The sequence below is a fragment of the Caballeronia sp. GAWG1-5s-s genome (genome assembly GCF_023631445.1).
Classification (GTDB): domain Bacteria; phylum Pseudomonadota; class Gammaproteobacteria; order Burkholderiales; family Burkholderiaceae; genus Caballeronia.
Genome location: NZ_JALQDC010000030.1, coordinates 301,587 through 320,447 on the forward strand (window position 1 = coordinate 301,587; position 18,861 = coordinate 320,447).

An 18,861-nucleotide genomic window follows, 5' to 3' on the forward strand; every position below is an offset into this window, starting at 1 on the left:
AGGAACAATAAATTCGCGTGTCAATACGGCAAAATTCCGGTTTGCGGAGCCACCGTGCGCCCGCGTATGAGTCGTCAGAAAGAAAGGGAGCATCGACATGGTGATGGAGCGTGCCAAACGCACCGGCGCGGCAATCGAGATCGCGCAGCAGACGATCAAGCAGCCGAAGCGCGCTGATCTTGTCGCTGAGGAGATCAAGCGGCTGATCACGGAGAAGGACCTGAAGCCCGGCGACAAGCTGCCGCGTGAGGTGGAATTGCAGCAACTCTTTTCCGTGAGCAAGAGCACGATCCGCGAGGCGCTCAAATCGCTGGAGGTGCAAGGTCTCATCAAGGTGACGACCGGACCATCGGGCGGCGGCACCATCGTCGAAGTGCCGCTGGATCGCACCTTGCAACTCTTGCAGAACTATCTGTTCTTCAAGGACGTGACCATCGACGATATCTACACGGTGCGTCAACTGCTCGAACCTGAACTGGCGGCGGGCGCCGTACCGCATCTGACCGACGAGGACTTCGATGCGCTGGAAGCCAGCATCGCGTGTTGCGATGAACCGGCATCGGCGCATATGGGTCGCGACATCGTGAGACAACGACAGGAAGACGTGAACTTTCACGATATTCTTGCTGCCGCGAATCCGAATCCGTTCTTGCGCTTCGCGTGCGAACTCATCAACGAGATGATCCGGCAACTCATCGAGTTCAGAAACGATACGCCGCAAGCAGAACACGAGAAGTTCGGCCGCGCGAATGTGAAGATCCACAAGGCGATAACTCAGGCTGCGCGCGCCCGCGATGCGGACAAGGTGCGCGAGCTGATGGTGATTCACATGACAGAAGCACCGCGCTATGTGAAGCGTATGAAGGGTAAGTTGCGCGGGCGGCTCATTCTCGATTCGGAGATCCGCAAACGCGTCAATTCGCGCGGCGCATGATTCATGCACGACCGTGCGGATCGTGATCTATTCCGACCAGTCGCAATCGACAGGCGACGACGCGGGCTCCTGTCATCGAATGAGAGATCGCAACGCGTTTCGTGGTCCTCCTATTTTTGACCGCCGTTGACAAGCAAAAATTCTACGCATTAGACTTGCCCCATCCCTCGCGGCCTGACAAAGATGTCCGCCCGAGGACCCGGCACAGAAGCCCCCTGACGAACCGACGGTTCGTCAGGGGGCTTTTTTTTGTTCGCATTTTTCCCTTGTATCTGCGCCCACTTCTGGAGAATCCGCATGTTGCTGAAGCCGTCGGGCTGGTTGCGTCTCGCCCTTACCGCAGGACTTGCACTGACATCGCTCGCATCGAGTGCCGCCGATCCCGTGAAGATCGGCCTGCTGGAAGATGCCTCGGGAAACTTCGCACTGGCGACGATTCCGAAGATTCACGCCACGCAGCTCGCTGTCGATGAAATCAACGCCAAGGGCGGCATCCTCGGACGTCCGGTTTCATTGATCGCCTACGACACTCAGTCAGACAACACCAAGTTCCAGGAACTCGCACGGCGTCTCGTGCAGACCGACAAGCCGGATGTGATTTTCGGCGCCTTCTCCAGCGCATCGCGCGAGGCCATACGACCCATCATGGATCGCGCGCATCAGCTCTACTGGTACGACAATCAGTACGAAGGCGGCGTGTGCGATACCAACACGTTCGTCACGGGCGCGGTCCCCGAACAGCAATTCTCCACACTGATTCCGTGGATGATGCAGAAGTACGGCAAGAAGGTGTACACCATCGCAGCCGACTACAACTTCGGGCAGATTTCCGCCGAATGGGTGCGCAACATCGTCAAGGAGAACGGCGGCACGATGGTCGGCGAAGAATTTATTCCGCTGTCCGTATCGCAGTTCGGCCAGACGATCCAGAACATTCAGAAGGCCAAGCCCGACTTCGTCGTGACCTTGCTGGTCGGCGCGAATCAGGCTTCGTACTACGAGCAGCAGGCTTCGGCCCATCTGAATCTGCCGATGGCGAGTTCGGTGAACGTCGGTCAGGCGTATGAACACAAGCGCTTCAAACCGCCCGCGCTCAAGGACATGTACGTGACCGCGAACTACGTGGAAGAAGTCGATTCGCCCGCCAGCAACGACTTCAAGAAGCGCTTCCACGCGAAGTTCCCGAACGAGCCGTACATCAATCAGGAAGCGGCGAACGCGTACGACGCCATCTATCTGTATAAGGCGGCCGTCGAAAAGGCCAAGACGACGAATCAGGATGCGGTGCGCAAGGCGCTCGAAACCGGAATCTGCACGGAAGGCGCGCAAGGCAAGGTCTGTATCGACCCGAAGAGCCATCACGCGAGTCATACCATTTACCTCGTGCATGTGAAGGACGATCACTCGGTCGACATCCCGAAGGTGTGGAACGACGTCCAGCCGTACTGGCTCGGCAAGGTGGGCTGCGATCTGCCCAACAAGCCGGATCATCGCCAGTACACGCCGTCTAACCTGCCCAAGAAGTCCTGATCCGGGCCGGCGCGCGCTCGCGGAACATAGCGAACGCGCGTTTGCCTTCTGAACGTGGAGCATGCATGGCCACCTTTTCGGTTCTCTACTCGCTTATCTATCAGTTCGGCGACAGCTTCGCCTATCTGGTGCTCGCGGCGCTCGGTCTCGCGGTGATCTTCGGCATGATGGGCGTGATCAATCTCGCGCACGGAGAGTTCATCATGTGCGGCGCGTACGTGACGATCATCGCGGCCAAGCGCGGGTTGCCGCTTCCTCTCGCCATGCTGCTCGGCGCGCTCGCGGCGGCGCTCGCGGGCGTCGTAATCGAACGGCTCGTCATTCGTCATCTGTACGACCGCTTGTTCGATTCCGTTGTCGCGACGTGGGCCATCAGCCTCATCGTGCAACAGACCATGCTGCTCGTCGCCGGTCCTTCGATAGAAGGCATCGGCACGCCGTTCGGGTCGTTCTCGCTCGGCGACTATTCGTTTTCGACGTATCGCGCGCTGTTGCCGGGCATTGCGCTCGCCATCCTGTTCGGGCTGTATGTGCTGTTCTTCAAGACGAACTACGGCGTCTGCGCCCGCGCCACGATTCAGAACGCCAACATCGCGCAATGTCTCGGGCTGCGCACGGACCGGCTCTACACGCTGACTTTCGCGCTCGGCGCGGGGCTCGCCGGGCTGACCGGCGCGCTGTATGCGCCGACCATGACCGCGGTGCCGACAATGGGCAGCAACTTCATCGTGCAGGCCTTCGTGTCGGTGGTGGTCGGCGGCGCGAACGTGATTGCCGGGACGACGCCCGCTGCCGCCGTGCTCGCCGTGATCCAGACCGCGCTCACGGCCTCGTATGGTCAGTTGTTCGGACAGATCGGCTTGCTGGTGACGGTCATCGTGGTGATCCGGCTGATGCCGCAAGGTCTCGGCAATCTCTTTTCCCGCGCGCGCTAGGAGGCAACCGTGAAGCAAACGAAAGAGCCTTCGCGGCTGTCCCCGGCCCGCGCCGCGCGCGCGGTCCAGTACGTGCCGTGGCTGGTGGGGCTCGCGCTGCCGCTCGTCGTGGACGCCACCACGAGCGGCAATCTCGCATACTGCCTGTTGTGGGCCTTTGGCGCGGTCGGCCTCGCCGCGATGTGGGGCTATGGCGGCATCCTGTCCTTCGGGCAGACGGCCTTCTTCGGATTGGCGGGCTACAGCTACGGCATCTTCACGCTGAACTACGGCGATGCGTGGTTCGATTCGTGGCTGGGACTCGCCGCGGGACTGGCGGTGAGCGTCGTCGTGGCGGCGCTGATCGGCTACATGATCTTTTATGGCCGTATCAAGGGCGTGTTCATCGGTATCGTCACCTTGTCGGTGACGCTCGTGCTCGAAACGTTCATGTCGCAGACGGCAGGTCCGCAATGGGCGATCGGCGAAGCGCGTCTGAACGGCTACAACGGCATGGGCGGCATGCCGCCGCTCACGATCCCGTGGCCAGGCGGTCCGCTGACGCTGGAAAACGCGAGCTTCTACTACCTCGTGCTGATCCTGTTGATCGTGGTCTATGCCGGGATGCGCAAGCTGCTCGACGGCACGTTCGGGCTCACGCTCATCGCCATTCGCGAGAATCCGCAGCGTGCCGAGATGCTGGGCGTCGACATCCGCCGGCATCAACTTCTGGTCTTCGTGCTCGGGTGCACGCTTGGGGGCTTGTCGGGCGCGCTGTACACGATCTGGGGCTCGTACATCACGCCTTCGACCATGGGCCTCACCTCCGCGGCCATGCCCGTCATCTGGGTGGCGACGTCGGGCAGGAAGAGCATCGGCGGAACCGTTCTCGGCACCGCGTTGCTGGTGTGGCTCTCACAGAACCTCGCGGTGTACGGCAGCCAGTACGCGCTCATTCTGCTCGGCGCGATTCTTTTGATTGTCGTGCTGGCGGCGCCGGAAGGTCTGCTGCCGTTCGTGACACGGCATTTGCGGCGTCTTCGGCGCCGCGCGGATCAGGATGCGCGTCTGGGCGGCGCATGTCTCAAACGGGGGGAGGGCAAGTCATGACCAAGCTCTTGGAAACGCGCGGACTTAAGAAGCACTTCGGCGGCGCGCATGTCATCAACGGCATCGACTTCAGTATCGATGCAGGCGAGATCCGCTGCGTGATCGGCCCCAACGGCGCGGGCAAGAGCACGTTCTTCAAGCTCATCACCGGCGAGCACCGGCCGTCCGAGGGCAGCGTGATGTTTCTCGGCCAGGACATGAGTCATGTGCTGCCGCACGAGCGCATTCGCATGGGCATGAGCATCAAGTTCCAGATTCCCGGCGTGTTCCCGGATCTGAGCGTGCGCCAGCATCTGCAGTTGTCGCTGCATCGCGCAAAGGACGACCGGCCCGAAAGCCTCGATGAGCTGTTGCAGCGCTTCATGCTGGAAGACGAGGAGCATGTGCTCGCTCGCAATCTGTCGCACGGAAAGAAGCAATGGCTCGAAATCGCCATGGCGGTGTCGCTGCGTCCGAAGCTGCTCTTTCTCGATGAACCGGTGGCGGGCATGTCCGTCGAGGAAACGCATGCGACCGGCGAGCTCATCAAGCGTCTCTCGGCGGCCGGCCTCACGATGATGGTCGTCGAACACGACATGACCTTCGTCAAGCAGATCGCGTCGCGCGTGACGGTGCTCCACGGAGGAAGCCTGCTCGCCGATGGTCCGCTCGACGAGATTCTCGCCCGCGACGATGTCGCCGAAGTCTATCTGGGGAAGAAGAAATGAGTGCGTTGCTCCAGGTGTCGGGTGTAGAAGCGGGATACGGCGGCGGCCGCGTGTTGAACGGCGTGTCGTTCGGCGTCGGACGGGGCGAAGTGCTGGCGCTGATCGGCCGCAACGGTGTCGGCAAGACGACGCTGATGCGCGCGTTGATCGGTCTGATCGGTCTCGATGGGGGAACGATCGCACTGGATGGCGAAGCCATCGGCCACGAGAAGCCCTATGTCCGCGCGCAGCGGGGCATGGGCTACGTGCCGCAAGGCCGCGAGATCTTCGGCGCGTTGACCGTTGCGGAGAACCTGCAGGTCGGCGCGCAGGCCAATCGCGCGCAGGCGGCGCGAATGAAGGACACGGTCGTCGGCTACTTTCCGATTCTGAAGAAGCGGTATCAGCAGAAAGCGGGAACCATGAGCGGCGGCGAACAGCAGCAGCTTGCGATCGCGCGTGCGCTGATCAGTTCGCCAAAGGTGGTATTGCTCGATGAGCCGTCCGAGGGCATCCAGCCGTCCATTGTCGATCTGATCGGCGAAACGCTTCAGCAAATCGCGCATGAAACAGGGATCGGCGTCGTGCTGGTCGAGCAGGACATGGGAATGGTCGAACGCATCGCGACGCGCTGCTGCGTGATGGACAAGGGCCGTATCGTCGAGACGCTGAGCCCGGCGCAACTCGCGGACGAACAACTGATTCGCCAGTATCTGGCACTGTGACGGAGACGAAACATGAAATGGCTTGAAGACTCGATCATGATGAAGCGTGGCGTCGGCGCGGATCGCGAACCGGTGGAGCACCATCTGACCGAGGAAATGCAGAAGACCTATCACTACACGATCGGGCCGTACTCGCAACCGGTGTTGCATGTGAAGCCCGGCGATCGCGTGGTGGTGGAGACGCGCGATGCGTTCGAAGGCAAGATCAAAGAGGAGACCGACAAGCCGTCCGAGGTGCTGAAGGTGCCGTTCCTCAATCCGCAGAACGGCCCGATCATGATCGAGGGCGCGGAGAAGGGCGATGTTGTCGCCGTGTACATCGAGAAGATGGCGCCGCGCGGTGACGATCCGCACGGCTTCTGCTGCATGATTCCCAACTTCGGCGGACTGACGGGCACGGACTATACAGCGCTCTTGAATGAGCCGCTGCCGGAAGTGGTGCGCAAGATCAGGATCGACGAAGAAAACGTGTACTGGAGCAAGCGCAATACGCTGCCGTACAAGCCGCATATCGGCACGCTGAGTCTTTCGCCGGAGATCGACTCCATCAATTCGCTCACGCCCGACAACCACGGCGGCAACATGGACGTGCCCGACATGGGACCGGGCAGCATCACGTACTTGCCGGTGCGCTCGCCGGGCGGGCGGCTCTTCATCGGCGATGCGCACGCCTGTCAGGGCGACGGCGAAGTCTGCGGCACGGCGGTCGAATATCAGAGCACGACGACCGTGCGCGTCGATCTCATCAAGAAGTGGCAGATCGACTGGCCGCGGCTAGAGAACGAAGACGCGCTGATGAGCATCGGCAGCGCGCGGCCGCTGGAAGACGCGACGCGCATTGCCTACCGCGAACTGGTGCTATGGATGGCCGCGGAATACGGCTTCGACAAGTGGGACGCGTACATGATGCTGAGCCAGGTCGGCAAGGTTCGACTGGGCAATTTTGTCGATCCAAAATACACGGTTGGCGCAATGGTCGCCAAGCATTACCTCAAGTAACGCGCCAGTTGGCGCGTCCAAGGCAGTCGGCATCACGCGCGGGGCGTCCTCTCTCCGCGCATTCCAGAGCGTGTCACGAAATGGCTTTGTCCGATCCCATCAGAGTGGGTCTGCTGTGCTCGACGAGCGGCTCGACCGCTCTGCTCGAGCAGTCGCAATGGCGCGGAGCGCGCCTCGCCGTCGAGGAGATCAATGCGCGCGGCGGCATCGGCGGGCGCGAGCTCGTCGCGATTCACTACGACCCCGCGTCCGATCCGGCCGTGTTCCGCGAGCTTGCCGAGCGGCTGATCGTGAAGGACGGCGTCAATACGATCTTCGGCGGATACACGTCGACGAGCCGCAAGGCGATGCTGCCCGTCGTCGAGAAGCACAACCGGCTTCTCATCTATGCGCAGATGTACGAGGGCTTCGAGTATTCGGACAACATCATCTACAGCGGCGCGTCGCCCAATCAGAACGGCGTGCAACTGGCGGACTTCATGACCGAGACCTTCGGCGCGCGCGTGTACTTCGTCGGGTCGAGCTACGTCTATCCGTACGAATGCAACCGCACCATGCAGGAGCTGCTGCTGCAGCACCCCGAAGGCGCGATTCTCGGCGAACGGTATCTTTCGCTCGACGCCACGCGCGAGCAGTTCGAGCAAGTGGTCGCGGACATCCGGCGCAAGTCTCCGGACTGGATTTTCAGCACGGTCATCGGCGCGACGGTGCCGTATCTCTACGATGCGTACGCGCACGCCGACTTCGATCCGTCGCGCATGCCCATCGGCAGCCTGAATACGTCGGAGACCGAAATCCACGCGATGCAGCGCGGCATCGCGGCAGGGCACATCACGGCAGCGCCTTATTTCCAGAGCGTCGATACCGAAGAGAATCACCGCGCCGTCGCGCATCACCAGTCGCGCTACGGTTCGGACACCCCGACGGACATGAACTGGGAGGCCGCGTACTATCAAATGCACATGTTCGCCGAAGCCTACGCACGTTCGGGTTCCGACGAGATCGGCGTCATCATGCCGCATCTGCTCGGATCGGAATACGCGGCGCCGCAGGGCCGGGTGCGCATCGATCCCGTCAATCATCACATGGCGCTCTATCCGCGCATCGGCCGTGTAAACGCCGATGGCCAGTTCACCATTCTGCGCGAGTCGAAATTCGCCGTCGGTCCCGACCCGTACATGACGCGCCAGAAGCTGGGGGACTGGGTCACGAAGCTGAGCACGCGAGAGTACTGACGTGAGCGCGCGAACAGACAGAGGTCAGCGAAGCCTCACCGGTTCGATTCTCGAGCGCAATGCACGGGTCGTCGTTTTTCATCCGGACGACGATGACGGGCTGACGCTCACGAACCATCTCAGGCGCATGGGCTTTCAGGTCGAGCGATGCTGGCCGCCCACGGACACGCTGCCGGAAAAGACGGATCTCGTGTTCCGGGCGTTGCTGCCCGAAGAGCGCGCGCCGAAGGGCGAGTGGTGCGGCCCGGATGCGCCGCCCGTCATCTGCGTGGTGGCGTACGAGAACCCGACGTTCATCGATCAGGCGATCAAGATGGGATCGGACGGCATCGTCACCACGCCGATTCGCGCCTCCGGGCTGCTGTCCACGGTGGTGATGGCGCTCTATCACGCGAGGCGCGCGCGTCAACACACGCAGCGCATCGCGAGGCTCGAACAGAAGCTGCTCGACAGCCGGCACTTGCAGGAAGCCAAGAGCATCCTGATGACCATGCATCGCTTGAGCGAGCGCGAGGCTTACGACATGCTGCGCGCGCAGGCAATGGAGAAGCGCGTGACGATCGACGATATCTGTCATTCCGTCATTCAGGCAGGCGAAGTCTTGCAGATCGCACGCGGGCTGGATTCGGACGACGGGCGCGACAGGGAGTGACCGCGTCGCGCCGCCCATTCATCGACACTTAAGGAGCGGCGAATATGGACCTGCAACTGAAGGGCTTGAAAGCGATCGTGACCGGCGGGACCAAGGGCATTGGTCTCGCGATCGCGCGGACGCTGGCTACCGAGGGCGCCGATGTGGCCATCTGCGCGCGCGACGAAGCCAGCGTCGCAGCGACGGCGAGCGCGCTATCCGAACTGAGCGGCGCGCGGGCGTCGGGTGCGGCCGTCGATGTCTCCGATGGCGCCGCGCTCAAGGCGTGGGTCGAGCGTGTCGGCGCGGAGTGGGGCGGGCTAGATATCGTCGTGGCGAATGTGAGCGCGCTGGCCATCGGCAACGACCTCGAGTCGTGGCGCAAGGAGTTCGAAACCGATCTGCTCGGCACGGTCAATCTCGTCGATGCCGCCATGCCTTCTCTCACCGCGAGCAAGGCGGCGTCGATCGTTGCCATATCGAGCGTGTCGGCACGCGAGATCGACTTCGCGGCCGGGCCTTATGGCGTCTTCAAGGCCGCGATCGTGCATTACACGCAGGGGCTCGCGAATCAATTGGCCTCGAAGGGCATTCGCGCGAACACGGTTTCGCCGGGCAACGTGTACTTCGAAGGCGGCGTATGGGACTGGATCGAGCACAACGATCCGGCGCTGTTCGAACGGGCGTTGGCGTTGAATCCGACCGGCCGCATGGCGAGGCCGCAGGAAATCGCCAATGCGGTGGCGTTCGTCGCCAGTCCGGCAGCGAGCTTCGTGAGCGGCGCGAACATCGTCGTCGACGGCGCGCTCACGCGTGGCGTCCAGCTCTGAGCAATCAATCAACTCAACGGGAGCATCGAATGGAAAAACGCAGCGCAATCGACGTCGATCTCGCGACCCTCACGGTGGATGCCGTGCAGGACGGATTCAGGACCGGCCGGTTCACGGCGGAAGAACTGGCGCGTGCCTGCTTCGACTGGATCGAACGTCATAACACGATGTATAACGCGCTGATCTTCCTGAATCCCGCCGCGATCGACGACGCGCGCAGGATCGATGAGCGGCGCGCCGCGGGTGAAGCATTGGGGCCGCTCGCTGGCGTGCCGGTGGTCATCAAGGACCCGATGGACATGGTCGGCTTTCCGACCACCGCGGGATGGTCGAAGTTGTACAGCAAGACGGGCGGCATCGACCTGATGCCCGAGCGCGATGCGCCGGTTGTCGCGCGCATGCGCCGCGCGGGCGCGATTCTGCTCGGCAAGACGAACGTCCCGATTCTGAGTCATACCGGATCGCATGCCAACGACAGTTGGGCAGGCCCGACGATCAACGTCGCGATGCCCGACCGCGTGCCGGGCGGCAGCAGCGCGGGCACGGCGTCGGCGGTGGCTTCGGGCATGGCGGTGCTCGGACTCGCCGAGGAGACCGGTGGATCCATCCAGAACCCTGCATCCGCGCAGGACCTCGTCGGCATCAAGCCGACCATCGGGCTGGTGCCGAACGCGGGCGTGATGCCCTTGTCGGGCAATCGCGACGTGGTCGGGCCGATTGCGCGCAACGTGAAAGATGCGGCGCTGTGTCTCGACGTGATCGCCGGTTACACGAGCGAAGACCCGAAGACGCTCGCCGGCGTCGGCCGGCAGCCGGAAGGCGGCTATGCGTCGGCGCTGAACCGTGACGCGCTGCAGGGCAAGCGCATCGGTCTGTACGGTCCCGGCTGGCGCGATCAGCCGCTTTCCGACGAGGCCGCGGCGCTGTACGAGCGCGTGAAGGGCGAGCTCGTATCGCTCGGCGCGACGCTGATCGACGATCCTTTCCAAGGCTCCGGCTTTGCCGAACTGCGCAGGACGACTCCGCCGCTGCGCAATTTCGACGCGCGCGGTCTCGAATCCATCCCCTACGACGTCGAGAAATATCTGGAGCGTCTCGGCAAGAACGCGTCGATCAAGAGCTTCGCGCAATTCGCGGAGGCCACGAAAGACGAAGACGCTTTCGCACCGAACGGCGTGTTGAACTTCATGCATAGCCTGGCGGATTTCGAGGCCGCGCGGGCGAACCCGTCGCAGCCGCCGGAGATGCCTGAATTCATCGAACTGAAGGCGCGTTATCTGCGAATCTTCGAGCGCGTGTTCGACGAGCAGAGGCTCGATGCCCTCGTCTTTCCGCAGATGAGATGCGAACTTCCGCCCTTGCACGGAAAGGACACCATTCAGGAGACGACGGTCGGGGAGATCGACATCGCGGGCGTGCCAGGCATCGCGGTTCCCGCCGGTTACTACGAGTCGGGCTCGCCGTTCGGGCTTATCTTTGTGGGTCGCCAGTGGGACGAGGCAGCGCTGCTGGGCCTCGCCTACGCCTATGAGCAAGCCGCGGGCAGGCGGAAGGCGCCAGTGCTCGGCTGAAGCTCCTTGCTCGCACGCGGGCTGCCGGTTCTGATCGCCTATTCACGGGCTTGAATGCGGTCGACAACACCGTACGCTGCTGCGCGTGCCGCTCGCTCGTCGATCGAAGCGCTGCGATCAGCCGGCGCTTGCTGCCCGATCGTTTCTGGACTATGCGGGCATCGTGACGCCGCGATGACCCGCATGCGCGACTCATCAGCAACCTGCGGCTCGGACTGTACGCGTTCGTCAACAACGACCTGCGATGCGCCGAGCAATTGCTGGCTCCGCCATGATTCCTCTCGTTCGAGACACGGCCCACATCGACACAACCGCCCGTGTGCGCTGATGACGGCCTTTCTGCCACATAAAGGACGCTCGCTTGTCAAAGCACCAATAAGAATCGCGCTAACGCCGCTATTCAGCCGCCATCCGCCATAAGCGCAGTCGTACTTTTTTGGCGGCTTGCAAATTCACGTATTTGAAACTAGCCTGCACCAGCAATCGGACGATCTCTTCAACGCACCACCTTCCTTTCGGGAACATCGATGACGATGAAGCGTAGCTGGGCGGGCCGTTTTCTTTCGATCTCCACGGCAACGGCGCTCGGGGCGGGCGGCAGCGGCGCCGTATCCGCCGCGCCATCCGAGGCGCTCGTCACCGCCGCGAAGCAGGAAGGGCAATTGACCACGATCGCGTTGCCGCACGACTGGTGCGGATACGGCGCGCTGATCGACGCGTTCCAGAAGAAGTACGGCATTCACGTCAACGAGCTCAACCCGGATGCGGGTTCGGGTGACGAGATCGAAGCAATCAAGGCGAACAAAGGCAACAAGGGTCCGCAAGCGCCGGATGTGATCGACGTCGGGCTGTCGTTCGGTCCGTCCGCGAAGAAAGAAGGCTTGTTGCAGCCTTACAAGGTGTCGACGTGGGACTCGATCCCCGCTGCGTCGAAGGATGCGGATGGCTACTGGTATGGCGACTACTACGGCGTGCTCGCGTTCGAAGTCAACGCGGACATGATCGACAAGCCGCCGTCCGATTGGGGCGATCTGCTCAAGTCCGACTATCGCAACGCGGTCTCGCTCGCGGGCGACCCGCGTTCGGCGAATCAGGCGATTCAGGCCGTCTATGCAGCGGGCGTTTCGCAGACGAAGGGTGACGGGTCCAAGGCCGACCAGGCGGGCCTGAAGTTCTTCGCCGATCTGAACAAGAGCGGCAACTTCGTGCCGGTGATCGGCAAGGCCGCGTCGCTTGCGCAGGGCACGACGCCGATCATCGTGCGCTGGGACTACAACGCGCTTGCCGACCGCGACACGCTCAAAGGCAATCCCAAAGTGCAGGTGATCGTGCCGAAGACGGGCGTCGTCGCAGGCGTGTATGTGCAGGCAATCAGCGCTTATGCACCGCACCCGAACGCGGCGAAACTGTGGATGGAGTTCCTTTACTCCGACGAAGGGCAACTCGGCTGGCTCGCCGGATACTGCCATCCCATGCGCTATAACGAACTGGTCGCGCAGAAGAAGGTGCCGCAGGCGCTGCTCGCGAAGCTGCCGCCGGCATCGGCTTACAGCAACGCCGTGTTCCCGACGCTCGACCAGCAAAACGCGACGAAAGACGCCGTCACCAAGGGCTGGGATCACGTCGTCGGCGCGAACGTGAAGTAGCCGCGAGTTCGCTGCAATGAGCGTATCTCCGCAGCCAGGCGCTTCGGGCCCGGATCTGCTGACGCCGGTCGCGCCCGCGCCGCAGTCCGGCCCCGCTCGCGCTAGCCGTGGCGCCGGCTGGCTCAGCTATGCCGGCGTCGCGCCATTCTTTGCGTTCGCGCTGCTGTTTCTATTGCTGCCCACCGCTTTTCTGATGATCGGCGCCTTCCAGGATGCGCAGGGACACTTCACGCTGGCAAATCTTCGCGAACTGTCCCAGCCCGCCGTGCTCGATGCCTACTGGATCAGCGTGAAAGTGAGCGTGGCATCGTCCGCCGGCGGGACGCTCTTCGGCGCGTTGCTCGCCTGGGCCGCGGTGCATGGCCGCCTACCGGCGTGGATCCGTCCGACGCTCATGACGTTTTCGGGAGTCGCCTCGAACTTCGCGGGCGTGCCGCTCGCGTTCGCATTCATCTGCACCTTGGGACGCGTGGGTCTCGTGACGGTGCTGGCGCGCAAATACCTCGGCGTCAATCTCTATTCCACGGGCTTCAGCATCCTCAGCTTCTTCGGGCTGACCATCACCTACCTGTACTTCCAGATTCCGTTGATGGTCCTCATCATCACGCCCGCGCTGGACGGTCTCAAACGTGAGTGGCGCGAAGCATGCGACTGTCTCGGCGGCACGGCCGCGCAGTATTGGCGCTACGTCGGATTGCCGGTCCTGTGGCCGAGCCTGCTCGGCGCGGCGCTGCTGCTCTTTGCCAACGCGTTCGGCGCAGTGGCCACGGCCTATGCGCTGACAGGCAGTTCGCTCAACATCGTGCCGATCCTGCTGTACGCGCAGATTCGCGGCGACGTGCTGCATAATCAGAACCTCGGTTATGCGCTCGCGCTGGGCATGATCGTGGTCACGGGCTTGTCGAACGGCGGCTACATCTGGTTGCGCGCGAGAGCCGAAAGAGGGCGCCGATGAAGACGCAATCGCGCGTGGGCGCCTGGGTCGCGATGATCGTCGGCACCCTGTACTTTCTGATTCCGCTCGCCGCCACCTTCGAGTTCAGCCTGCGGATGCGCCGCGATGGCTACAGCTTCGACGCCTATCGAGTCGTGCTCGGCGATCCGCATTTTCAGGCTTCGTTCGGCTATTCGGTGCTGATGGGCCTGCTCACCATCGTGATCGGCGTGCTGCTCGTCGTGCCCACCGCGTATTGGGTGCAACTGCGTCTGCCGAAGTTGCGGCCCGTCGTCGAATTCATCACCCTGCTGCCGCTCGTGATACCGGCCATCGTGATCGTCTTCGGCTATCTGCGCATCTATAACAGCAGTTCGATCCTGCCGCTCACCAGCAACGAGCGCGCGACCGATCTGCTGCTCGTCTTCGGCTACGTCACGCTGTCTTTGCCCTACATGTATCGCGCCGTCGATGCGGGCATGCGCGCCGTGGACGTTCGCTCGCTGACCGAGGCCGCCGAATGTCTCGGCGCCGGCTGGACGACGATCCTCTTCCGCGTGATCTTCCCCAACGTGCGCTCGGGGATTCTGTCCGGCGCGTTTCTGACGTTCGCCGTCGTGATCGGCGAATTCACGATCGCGAGCCTGCTGGACCGTCCGGCGTTCGGACCTTATCTGCAATTGATCGGCGCGAACCGCGCATACGAACCGTCGGCGCTGGCGATTATCGCATTCATCGTCACATGGGCATCGATGGGCGTGATCCAGGTGTTCGGATCGGCGCGCGCACTGGCCGGCCGTAAAACCTGAGCCGACGAGGCCGCAAGCATGCCATTTCTCGAAATCGACGATCTTCACAAAACCTTCGGGCCGAACGTGGCCCTGCATCGGTTCGACATGACGATCGAGCAGGGCGAATTCATCACGTTTCTCGGTCCCTCGGGCTGCGGCAAGACGACGGTGCTGCGCATGATCGCCGGATTCGAGACGCCCACGCGCGGCACCATCCGTCTGAATGGACGCGACGTCACGCATATGCGCACGCGCGATCGCGCCGTGGGCATGGTGTTCCAGGCGTATGCGCTTTTTCCGAACATGACGGTGGCGCAGAACATCGGCTTCGCGTTGAAGGTTGCGAAGCGTTCGCAAAAGGAGATCGATGCGCGCGTCGCCGAGATGCTCGAACTTATCAAGCTGCCGCAACTCGCCGGGCGGTATCCGTGGCAACTGTCAGGCGGACAGCAACAGCGCGTGGCGCTGGCTCGCGCGCTGGCGAGCAAACCGCAGGTGCTGCTGCTCGACGAACCGCTGTCCGCGCTCGATGCGAAAATCCGCGTGTCGCTGCGCGAAGACATTCGGGGGCTGCAGCGTGAGCTCGGCATCACATCGATCTTTGTCACGCATGACCAGGAAGAGGCGTTGTCGATCTCCGACCGTATCGTCGTGATGAACGACGGGCGCGTGGAGCAGGTGGGTTCGCCGCTCGACATCTACAACTTTCCGCGCACGCGCTTCGTCGCATCGTTCGTGGGAACGCTGAATATTCTGGCGGGACGCGTGATCGATCCCGGCACCGGGCGCATCGCGGTCGATGGTCAGGAACTCGTGACGTCGCGCTCGCTGCCGCCGGATGATGCCGGCAAGGAGCGATTGCTGGCGCTGCGTCCCGAAGCGATCGTGCTGGAGCCGCCGTCGAACGGCCGCAATTCGCTCGCGGCCACCGTCGAGCAGATCAGCTTTCTCGGCGCCGTGGTGCGCATTCGCGCGCGCGTGAGCGACGCGGTCGTTTCAATCGATGTGTTCAACGATCCGAACAGGACCCTGCCGGAATACGGGCAGCCGGTTGCACTCGGGTTTTCGCATGACAACCTTCTCGTGCTGGATGAGAACCCGCGCTAGCTTGGCGTAACAGCAAGCGCTTCATGGATGCGATCGGCGCCTTGCATTGTTATGCTACTCATCATCGATGAGAGCGGGGGCAACTTGGTCGACCGGGAATTGCTCGACAGCGAGCCGAAACAGCCGTGCGCCGTGCCTGCGCAGGCAAGCCCGTGCGACGCGCTTTACATTCGCTCGCAGCCAACGAGCGTGGACCGTCCGTGCCGTCGCGCGCGTCTCGCGCTCGCCGCGACGATTCTCGGGTCGAGCATGGCGTTCATCGACGGCTCGGTCGTCAATGTCGCGCTGCCCGCCATTCAAAGCGACTTCAGCGCGAGCGTGCAGGCGGTGCAGTGGGTGGTGAACGCGTACCTGCTTTTTCTCGGCTCGCTCGTGCTGGTCGGCGGGTCGATGGGCGATCACTTCGGCCGCCGCACGATCTTCATTGCGGGCATCGCGCTGTTCACGCTCGCGTCGGCGGCTTGCCGGTTTGCGCCGAGCGTCCATGCGCTGATCGCGGCGCGCGCGTTTCAGGGCATCGGCGCCGCATTGCTCGTGCCGAGCAGTCTCGCGATCATAGGCGCCGTATTCGAAGGCGAAGCCCGCGGGCGTGCAATCGGCACCTGGGCCGGCGTGGGCGCGATTACATCGGCGGTGGGGCCGGTAGCAGGCGGCTGGCTCGTCGATGCATTGTCGTGGCGAGCCATTTTCTTTCTCAACGTGCCGCTTGCAGCGGTGACGATCGCGCTCGCCGTCTTGTCGGTGCCCGATAGCCACAAGCTCGATGAACCTCGACAAGTCGACTGGCCCGGCGCGCTGTGCGCGGCAGCAGGACTTGCCGCGCTCACATACGGCCTGACCGACGCCGCCGCGCACGGGTTCGCCGATCCGCTGGTACTGTCGGCGCTCGGCGCGGGTCTCGTCGTGCTCGCCGCATTCGTGCGGATCGAGGCGAAAAGCCGTTACCCGATGATGCCGCTCGACGTCTTTCGCTCGCGAGATTTTGCAGGCGCAAATCTCGTGACACTGCTGCTTTACTTCGGCCTCGGTGGCGTATTTTTCTTCCTGCCCTTCACGCTGATCCGCGCACATGGCTACACGGCGACGCAAGCCGGAGCGGCGCTGCTTCCGGCGCCCGTCATCATCGGTTTGCTATCGCGATTGACCGGCGGCCTGACGAGCCGCTTCGGCTCGCGCTTGCTGTTGACAGTGGGGCCAAGCGTCGCCGGACTCGGTTTCGCATTGCTGGCGCTGCCGTTTGCGGGCGGCAGCTATTGGAGCGGATTCTTCCCTGCGCTTGCCGTGCTCGGCCTCGGGATGACGATCACCGTCGCGCCGTTGACCACGACCGTCATGAATTCGGTGCCGGCCGACCGCGCGGGCATTGCGTCGGGCATCAACAACGCCATTGCGCGCGTGGCTAGCCTGCTGGCGATTGCCGTGCTCGGCATCGTGTTCGTCTGGTCGCACCACGCGGCGTTGTCGGCGCGGCTCGATGCGTTGCACGTGCCGCAGAATGCACGCGTGACTGCGACGTCGTTGCAGCCGGGAATCGAGTCTGCGACAGCGGCGGGCGATGGACGTGCGCTACCGGTCGCACGGGCAGACGCCGACGCTATCGCTGACGCGCTGCACGCCGTCGCGCTGGTCGCGGCCGCGTGCGCGTTCGCCGGAGCGGGAATTGCGGCGGCGACTATTCAGCCGCGCGAGTGATGGAATTGTCGTCTTCATCGACGTCCGTTTTCAGCGGCTCTTCAGCATGCTCCGGGTAAGATCAGTGGCGCGGACGGTTTGAGTTCAGCGCGCAAGCACATGATCGTTAGCCGATGACGCACCCATATCGCTATGCCGAGGCGACCGGCAAGCCGGCGATGAATTCATCGATCGCGGCGAACAGCGACGCGCGGCGCACGCCGTCCTGAGCCTCTATCGACAAACCTCCCATCAGCGTCATGCAGAGCGCGGCGATCGCTTGAACGTTGGCGTTGGCATCGAGTTCGCCTTCCTCGCGCGCCTGTTTGAGCCGCGCGGCGATCGCTCGCGCCACGTTGCGGCGTTCCGCGCGCAATTCCTCGCGTAGTTCGGCGTGCTCCATTCCAACCGACATGCCGCCGAGAAAAATCATGCAGCCACGTGGGGCCTGGCCGCTCGTGAACAGTACGACGCTCGCGCGGAACATCGCGCGTAGCGCGTCCAGCACCGATTCATGCGCGCGCAACTGCCGAACCGCTGCGCCGCCTTCCTCGCGCGCGTAGAGGGCCAGCGCCTCGCGATACAACTCCTGCTTGCTGCCGAAGGCGGCATAGATGCTTGGCGAATTGATGCCCATGGCATTGACGAGGTCGGACATCGAGCAGGTGTCGAAGCCTTTGGCCCAGAACACCTCCATTGCCCGCCTGAGCGCCGCATCGCGATCGAAAGCGCGCGGCCGGCCACGCGATCTTTGGGGCTCTTCCATGGGGCGCTGTCTGTCTAGCGTCATATTGTCTCCCGGCCCCACTGCACGCGGCGGCATTAATGACGTGCATGGAAATCACAATTATATGTCGAGCGTAACAAAATGTCTGGACCTTATCGCGCGATCGTCATTTAATATATGTGTCGATCGTTACATAAACCAGAGCTTTGGAGCTTTCCATGAGAACGTCTATTGCCGCTTTGTCTGCCGCGCTTTTCATTGCTGCGCCTATCACAACTTTCGCAAGCAGTGCTGCGCCTGTCGCCTCACCGGCGAGCCCTGTTTATTCAGTGTTCGTGGATCAACCGACGGGTTTCGCGTTCGTGAAGATGCCGTCAGGCTGGAAGTTCGTAGGGGCCGTATCGAAGAATGACGCGCAGCATCTGCCGGCCAACGTGCTGAGGTCCAGTTCGCTGCCCGAGGACTACGCACAGTCGACGGCTGCGGCATCACTGAAGTGAGTAAGTGGGGAACCCGGCTTTCGCTGGACTTCATGCGCCGGCAAGTGCATGCGAGGCCGACCTTGTGACGCGACTCGACGTTGACTCGAGTCGTCGCACTGACTTTCCACGCCGCTTCTTCGCATTGATAACGTCCGAACATCAATGCTTCAGAAAATTGCACTTTTTGTTTCGACCTTCTTGCGCAAGTATCTGATCTCAAGACGTTGATAAAAGAGAACGCGTCGGAGACAGGCACGAAGCGCGGATCAGCGTTTCGCTGCATCCCAGTGCACGCCCGTTCGCGGCTGCCGTCAACAGTCATCGACGCATAACTCGCG

Annotated in this window: 18 protein-coding genes; 17 read left to right on the forward strand and 1 reads right to left on the reverse strand. The window is 62.7% G+C overall.

From position 1 onward, the window contains the following. The first annotated feature begins 97 nt into the window (after positions 1-97). The 16 genes from NCR34_RS23720 (at position 98) to NCR34_RS23795 (ending at position 17,335) form a co-directional block, all read left to right on the forward strand. Positions 98-934, forward strand: a complete 837-nt coding sequence (locus NCR34_RS23720; protein WP_248324193.1) for a FadR/GntR family transcriptional regulator — start codon at positions 98-100, stop codon at positions 932-934. 297 nt (positions 935-1,231) lie between these two features. Then, positions 1,232-2,464: an urea ABC transporter substrate-binding protein gene (locus NCR34_RS23725; RefSeq protein WP_206470334.1), complete on the forward strand. Its 1,233-nt coding sequence runs from the start codon at positions 1,232-1,234 to the stop codon at positions 2,462-2,464. A 65-nt stretch (positions 2,465-2,529) separates the two neighbouring features. Beyond that, a complete protein-coding gene (locus tag NCR34_RS23730; protein WP_175943200.1) occupies positions 2,530-3,399 on the forward strand; it encodes an ABC transporter permease subunit in 870 nt (289 codons plus the stop codon). 9 nt (positions 3,400-3,408) lie between these two features. Further along, positions 3,409-4,488 (forward strand): ABC transporter permease subunit, encoded by a 1,080-nt coding sequence (locus tag NCR34_RS23735; RefSeq protein ID WP_248324192.1) that lies wholly within the window; start codon positions 3,409-3,411, stop codon positions 4,486-4,488. Beyond that, positions 4,485-5,195, forward strand: a complete 711-nt coding sequence (locus NCR34_RS23740) for an ABC transporter ATP-binding protein (protein ID WP_248324191.1) — start codon at positions 4,485-4,487, stop codon at positions 5,193-5,195. Before NCR34_RS23735 ends, NCR34_RS23740 begins: the two co-directional genes overlap by 4 nt. Continuing rightward, the gene (locus NCR34_RS23745; RefSeq protein ID WP_248324190.1) at positions 5,192-5,899 is read left to right on the forward strand and encodes an ABC transporter ATP-binding protein; all 708 of its coding nucleotides are present in this window, start codon (positions 5,192-5,194) and stop codon (positions 5,897-5,899) included. The genes NCR34_RS23740 and NCR34_RS23745 overlap by 4 nt, the downstream gene beginning before the upstream one ends. 12 nt (positions 5,900-5,911) lie before the next feature. Then, a complete protein-coding gene (locus NCR34_RS23750; RefSeq protein WP_175943192.1) occupies positions 5,912-6,898 on the forward strand; it encodes an acetamidase/formamidase family protein in 987 nt (328 codons plus the stop codon). Between the two features lie 80 nt (positions 6,899-6,978). Beyond that, the gene (locus NCR34_RS23755; RefSeq protein WP_206470330.1) at positions 6,979-8,133 is read left to right on the forward strand and encodes a transporter substrate-binding domain-containing protein; all 1,155 of its coding nucleotides are present in this window, start codon (positions 6,979-6,981) and stop codon (positions 8,131-8,133) included. 1 nt (position 8,134) lies between these two features. Next, positions 8,135-8,785, forward strand: a complete 651-nt coding sequence (locus NCR34_RS23760) for an ANTAR domain-containing response regulator (protein ID WP_248324189.1) — start codon at positions 8,135-8,137, stop codon at positions 8,783-8,785. A 44-nt stretch (positions 8,786-8,829) separates the two neighbouring features. Continuing rightward, positions 8,830-9,594, forward strand: a complete 765-nt coding sequence (locus NCR34_RS23765; protein WP_250501188.1) for an SDR family NAD(P)-dependent oxidoreductase — start codon at positions 8,830-8,832, stop codon at positions 9,592-9,594. 29 nt (positions 9,595-9,623) lie between these two features. Further along, the gene (locus tag NCR34_RS23770; RefSeq protein WP_248324187.1) at positions 9,624-11,165 is read left to right on the forward strand and encodes an amidase; all 1,542 of its coding nucleotides are present in this window, start codon (positions 9,624-9,626) and stop codon (positions 11,163-11,165) included. A 527-nt stretch (positions 11,166-11,692) separates the two neighbouring features. After that, positions 11,693-12,811 (forward strand): ABC transporter substrate-binding protein, encoded by a 1,119-nt coding sequence (locus tag NCR34_RS23775; protein ID WP_248324186.1) that lies wholly within the window; start codon positions 11,693-11,695, stop codon positions 12,809-12,811. Positions 12,812-12,827: 16 nt separating this feature from the next. Next, positions 12,828-13,766 carry an ABC transporter permease gene (locus tag NCR34_RS23780; RefSeq protein ID WP_248324185.1) on the forward strand — a complete coding sequence of 313 codons (939 nt, stop codon included), beginning with the start codon at positions 12,828-12,830 and terminating at the stop codon, positions 13,764-13,766. After that, positions 13,763-14,554 (forward strand): ABC transporter permease, encoded by a 792-nt coding sequence (locus NCR34_RS23785; protein WP_248324184.1) that lies wholly within the window; start codon positions 13,763-13,765, stop codon positions 14,552-14,554. The genes NCR34_RS23780 and NCR34_RS23785 overlap by 4 nt, the downstream gene beginning before the upstream one ends. 18 nt (positions 14,555-14,572) lie before the next feature. Further along, the gene (locus tag NCR34_RS23790; protein ID WP_248324183.1) at positions 14,573-15,643 is read left to right on the forward strand and encodes an ABC transporter ATP-binding protein; all 1,071 of its coding nucleotides are present in this window, start codon (positions 14,573-14,575) and stop codon (positions 15,641-15,643) included. A gap of 51 nt (positions 15,644-15,694) precedes the next feature. Then, positions 15,695-17,335, forward strand: a complete 1,641-nt coding sequence (locus NCR34_RS23795) for an MFS transporter (RefSeq protein WP_502800121.1) — start codon at positions 15,695-15,697, stop codon at positions 17,333-17,335. Positions 17,336-17,465: 130 nt separating this feature from the next. Here the strand turns inward: NCR34_RS23795 and NCR34_RS23800 are convergent, their stop codons facing one another. After that, positions 17,466-18,080: a TetR/AcrR family transcriptional regulator gene (locus tag NCR34_RS23800; protein ID WP_250501190.1), complete on the reverse strand. Its 615-nt coding sequence runs from the start codon at positions 18,078-18,080 to the stop codon at positions 17,466-17,468. A 296-nt stretch (positions 18,081-18,376) separates the two neighbouring features. Here NCR34_RS23800 and NCR34_RS23805 point away from each other — a divergent pair, with 296 nt between their 5' ends. Continuing rightward, positions 18,377-18,541, forward strand: coding sequence for a hypothetical protein (locus tag NCR34_RS23805; RefSeq protein ID WP_248324180.1), 165 nt, complete (start codon positions 18,377-18,379; stop codon positions 18,539-18,541). Positions 18,542-18,861: the final 320 nt, after the last annotated feature.